The 5019-nt window shown below is 59.7% G+C and carries 4 protein-coding genes; 3 read left to right on the forward strand and 1 reads right to left on the reverse strand.

Features of this window, described 5'->3' with window-relative positions:
* Positions 1-256: 256 nt before the first annotated feature.
* Positions 257-601 carry a YegP family protein gene (locus QMX93_RS29660; protein WP_282359117.1) on the reverse strand — a complete coding sequence of 115 codons (345 nt, stop codon included), beginning with the start codon at positions 599-601 and terminating at the stop codon, positions 257-259.
* Between the two features lie 157 nt (positions 602-758).
* Here QMX93_RS29660 and QMX93_RS29665 point away from each other — a divergent pair, with 157 nt between their 5' ends.
* The 3 genes from QMX93_RS29665 to QMX93_RS29675 all read left to right on the forward strand — a co-directional run bounded on the left by QMX93_RS29665 (position 759) and on the right by QMX93_RS29675 (position 4933).
* A complete protein-coding gene (locus QMX93_RS29665; protein WP_159815796.1) occupies positions 759-1295 on the forward strand; it encodes an RNA polymerase sigma factor in 537 nt (178 codons plus the stop codon).
* Positions 1292-2251, forward strand: coding sequence for a FecR domain-containing protein (locus QMX93_RS29670; protein ID WP_282359120.1), 960 nt, complete (start codon positions 1292-1294; stop codon positions 2249-2251). The genes QMX93_RS29665 and QMX93_RS29670 overlap by 4 nt, the downstream gene beginning before the upstream one ends.
* Positions 2252-2374: 123 nt before the next feature.
* Positions 2375-4933, forward strand: coding sequence for a TonB-dependent receptor (locus QMX93_RS29675; protein WP_282359121.1), 2559 nt, complete (start codon positions 2375-2377; stop codon positions 4931-4933).
* The last annotated feature ends 86 nt before the right edge of the window (positions 4934-5019 follow it).

Below are 5019 nucleotides of genomic sequence, written 5' to 3' on the forward strand. Positions count from 1 at the left end.
CTGCGATCTTTTGATCTTGATTTTTACAAGTTCAAAATCAAAAGATCGCAGCGTGCCGCAGCTCCTACAGGGGATGTGTGCGACGGGCCAGAGCCAAATGCACCATCCTGAACGCCTACGCTGATCTCTCGAAAAACGCAAAACCCCGTAGGAGCAAGGCTTGCCCGCGAAGAGGCCCTATCCTTCAACAGTGATGTTGAGAGATACACCGCCATCGCGGGCAAGCCTTGCTCCTACAAGTGCCAGGTATTGAGGGTTAAAGGACAGGCAACGTTTTGTCCTTGATGGCTTTTGTCGGCCCGTTCGCCTTGACGCTGGCGATGCCTTTGTCGCACGCCGCATCCGATGAATACGCCTCGCTGCTGCCAATAATCTGATGGTTGGCCGCCTTGAGGTTGAAGTACGGATGGCCGTCCTTCGTCGATTTTTTCTCGTAACGGTCATCCAGCGCGCTGTTGGTTTGCACCGAGGCGATGCCGCCTTCCGCTCCCGAGCGGGTGGTGTACAGCTCGCTGGTCAGAATCGTTTCGGCGTTCGCCGCTTTCAGGACGAACCTGAACTGGCCGTTGCTGCTTTTACTCAACTCGTACCATCCGGACATGTCGCTGCTCCTGTCGATTTGAACCCCCGAAAGTAAAGCCCGTTTCGCCGGTTTAGCCACTGTTCGATGACAGACGTGATCGCCAACATGACAAATGACAATAATTCTCGATATCATCCGGCGCTTTCTGCGCCCTGCTTCGTCAAGAAGGATATCCATGCCTCGCCTCACGCCCGATCCGCTGTCGGCCGATGCTTTTCGCCGGTTTTACGGGGACATCCTGCATTACCTGCGCAAGCGCACGGAAAATCCCAGTGACGCGGCGGACATGACTCAAGACGTGTTCACCCAATGGCTCGATTATCGCGACCGCGCCAAGGTCGAGCAGCCGCGTGCGTTTCTGTTTCAGATGGCGCGCAATCTGCTGCGCGATCACTGGCGCAAACAAAAGGTGCGGCACATCGTCCAGCCCCATCACGACAACGATGCCGAACCGGTCAGCGATGAACATCACGAGCCGATGGCCGCCGCACAGCGCCAGCAACGCCTTGAGCAACTGAAAGAAGTCCTCGCCGAACTCTCGCCACGTCGGCGCGAGGCCCTTATGCTGCACCGCTTCGAAGGCTTGAGTCAGGCGCAGATCGCCGAGCGCATGGGGATTTCCCTGAGCATGGTGGAGAAACATATCGCCTTCGCCCTGATGCATTGCAAGCAACGCCTGGATCACGACAACGGCACGGAGCAGCCAGCATGAACCACCCTTACGATTTCGACAGCGACCAGGCCGATAACAGCATCGACGCCCAGGCCGCCGCGTGGTTCACCCGCAACCGCCAGCCACAGGGTCGCACCGTGCGTCAGGCGTTCGAGCGCTGGCTGCGCGAACCGGAGCACGCCAAGGCCTATCGCGCCTTCGAAGAATTGTGGGCCGACCTCGGCGCCTTGCAGCAACTCAATCAACCGACGCCGATCCGCGCGCGCAAACCGAAGAGCGTCTGGCGCCCGGCATTCGCGGTCGCCGCCGCGCTGATCTGTGCCGTACTGGCCACGCATCTGGGCACGCCCCACGAGGTTTATCAGCAACAGATCACTGCTCAATCGAAAGGCATGCACACCGTCGAATTGCCGGACGGCAGCACGTTGTCGGTGAACGCCAACACGCAGTTGCGCATCGACTTCGACAGCCATCAACGGCGGATTTTTCTCGAGCGCGGCCAGTTCTATGTGGAAGTCGCGCCGGACAAGGAACGGCCGATGTGGGTGCAGACGGGCGACGCCACGGTGCGTGTGGTCGGCACCGGTTTCGATGTGCGGCGCACCGATCAGCAATTGGTCGTCAGCGTCGCCCACGGTCAGGTGGCGTTCGCCCCGGACAAACGCGCCCCTCTATTGCTCGGTGCGCAACAGCAAGTGACGGTCGATCTCGCCAGTGGCGACATGCAACAGCAAACGCTGGCAGTCAGTCAGGTCGCCGATTGGCGCACCGGGCATTTGTCGTTTCGCAATCGCGAACTGTCGAGTCTGGTCGATGAGTTGAATCAGTACCGGGCGAAACCGGTGCTGCTGGCGAATGCAAAACTGGGGCAGATCAAAGTCTCCGGCAACCTCGACGTCGAAGATCCCGACGCATTGATCAGTGCCCTCCCCGCGCTGATTCCGGTGAAAACCGTAGCCTTGGCCGACGGCCGAATCCGCATCGAAAATCGCTGAAACAACTTCACATGAGAATATTTTGCATTCGCATGTGAGGTTTTTTTTGCCTGCCGCGTCTTCCTCCGGGTCTGCGTTGCTGACGCAGGCCTTTTTGGCCTTTTCGCCGCCCTGGGGGATTCCATGTTTCGCGTGCTTTCGCCGTACCCGCTCACCTGCCTTCGACCGACCCTGCTTGCCGCCTGCCTGGCGTTCAGTGTGCAAGCCCACGCCGAGGCCATCCGTCTGCAATTGCCGGCGCAGTCGATGGCGACCTCGCTGAGCCAGATCGCTCAGCAGGCGAAGATCCAGTTGCTGTTCGACGAAGCGCAATTGCGCAACCTCAAGGCGCCGGCCATCGACGGTGAATTCAGCGCGGAAGCGGCGATCCGCCAGTTGCTCGACAACAGCCAATTCGGCCTGATCAAGGTCAATCAAACCTACGTGGTGCGCCCGGTGGAATCGGTCACCAGCAGCAGCGACAGCATTCAACTCGACGCGTTGAGCGTGATCGGCACCGGTACTGAAGTCGACTCCAGCACCGTCGGCCGCTCGACCCTGACCCAGGCTGACATTGATCGCCATCAACCGAACAACGTGCCTGCGCTGTTGGCGACGTTGCCCGGCGTGAGCATGAGCGGCTCGATGAAACCCGGCGGCCAGAAGATCAATATCTGGGGCCTGGGCGAAGCCGAAGACGTTCCGCTGACCCTCGATGGCGCGACCAAAAGCGGCTTCGAGCGTTATCAGCAGGGGACGATTTTCATCGAGCCCGAGTTGATCCGCAGCATCGAAGTGGAGAAAGGCCCGCACTCGCTGTTCACCGGCAACGGTGGTTTCGGCGGCACCGTGCACATGGAAACCAAAGACGCGCCGGACATGCTCCAGGAAGGCCGCAACAGCGGTGCGATGGTCAAATACGGTTACGCCAGCAACGACCATCAACAAACCTACAGCGGCGCAGTGTTCGGCCGCACCGACGATGGCCGCGCCGACGCGCTGGTGTACCTGACCAAGCGCGACGGCGGCGACATGAAACTCGCCGACAACCTGCCGAATCCGGACAACTACTACCCGATCAACCCCAAGCGCTTGCCCAACAGTGCGCTGGATCTCGACGGCCAACTGGTCAAGGTCAACCTGCACCTGAACGACGAGCACAGCGCCGGGATGATGTACTCGCACTCGGAAAGCCAGCGCTGGACGCCGTTCTCTTCGGCGACCTACCCGAACCCGCCGACGCCGGACAACATCAAAAAATACGGCTACGACGGTGCGCTGAAACGCTTCCTCGCCAATCGCGAAACCATCGACACCACGTGGTCGACGTACTACCAGTATCAGCCGCTGGATAACCGTCTGATCGACATGAAGTTGAGCTACTCGGAATCCGACACCGATCAGACCGACGAACGCGACGCCACGGCGTTTTTCCAGGCCGCGTCTGGCGGACGCAAGATGGACACCGATTACAAGGATCGCATCGTCGAACTGCGCAACATCAGCCGCTTCGAAACCGGTTCGCTGGAACATGCCGTGACCAGCGGCGTGGAAATCCGCAAGCATGCGCGCAACACCGACATGTGGATGCCCGGCTCGACTTACGATGTGCCCAAGTACAACTTCGGCCACTTCCAGCCGTACTTCATGCCCAAGGGCAAGGTCGACACCAACAGCGTTTACCTGCAAGACGCGATCACCTACGGCGACTTCACCCTGACGCCGTCCGTGCGTTATGACCACGTGCGCAATCGCGGCGAGGCCAACGACGCGCCGTACTACAGCAGTCAGGATCCAGCGATCGGCCACGACTACAGCGACCGCACCTACACCGGTTGGTCACCGCGTCTGTCGGCGTTCTGGAAAATGACCCCGGACGTGGCATTCTTCGTCGACTACAGCAAAACCTGGCGCGCGCCGGTGCTCGATGAACAATATGAAGTGCAGGGTTTGGGCAGCCGCACCGCGACCAGCGTCGACCTCGATCCGGAGCGCATCACCGGTTGGCGTGCGGGCAACATCAGCCACTTTTCCAACGTGTTCGCCGACCACGACAACGTGCAGATCCGCACCACGCTGTTCCGCAACAAGATTGACGACGAGATTTTCAAAGCCACCGGCATCGGTTGCCAGAATCAGTGGAACAAGGGCGGCAGCATCGCCACCGACTGCAAAGGCTCGGGGCCGATGAGCAACTACCGCAACATCGGCGGGCTGACCATCAAGGGTTTCGAGGTCGAGAGTTTCTACGACTCGACCTACCTGTTCGGCTCGCTGTCGTACTCGTGGATGACCGGCAAGCACGAAGGCGCTTACACCAATCCATGGGGCCCGGACGTCTGGGCGCGGGACATTCCGCCGCCGAAATGGATCGCCGTTGTGGGCGTTAAGATTCCGAACTGGGACGCGCAAGTCGGCTGGCAGGGCGAGTTCGTGCGCAAGACCGATCGCCTGCCGAGCGACCTGTATGGCCAGAGCAAAAACTCGCTGGGTGACGTCTACTACGATCACTACGACAACGACCGCTACAACGTTCAGGGCCTGTTTGCCAACTGGAAACCGCAACAGCCGTATCTGAAAGGCACCGAGGTCAATTTGACCGTCGATAACCTGTTCAACGAAAGCTACCGGCCGGCGTTGAGCGGGGACATGGCATACAGCCAGGGGCGTAATGCCAAGGTGAGTTTGACGCGGTTTTTCTGATCCTGGATTTATAGCGCCTCTATTGGCCCCATCGCGAGCAGGCTCACTCCTACAGTTGGAATGAGTTTCTCCTGTAGGAGTGAGCC

The sequence above is a fragment of the Pseudomonas sp. PS01303 genome (genome assembly GCF_029959385.1).
In the GTDB taxonomy this organism is placed as follows: domain Bacteria; phylum Pseudomonadota; class Gammaproteobacteria; order Pseudomonadales; family Pseudomonadaceae; genus Aquipseudomonas; species Aquipseudomonas rustica.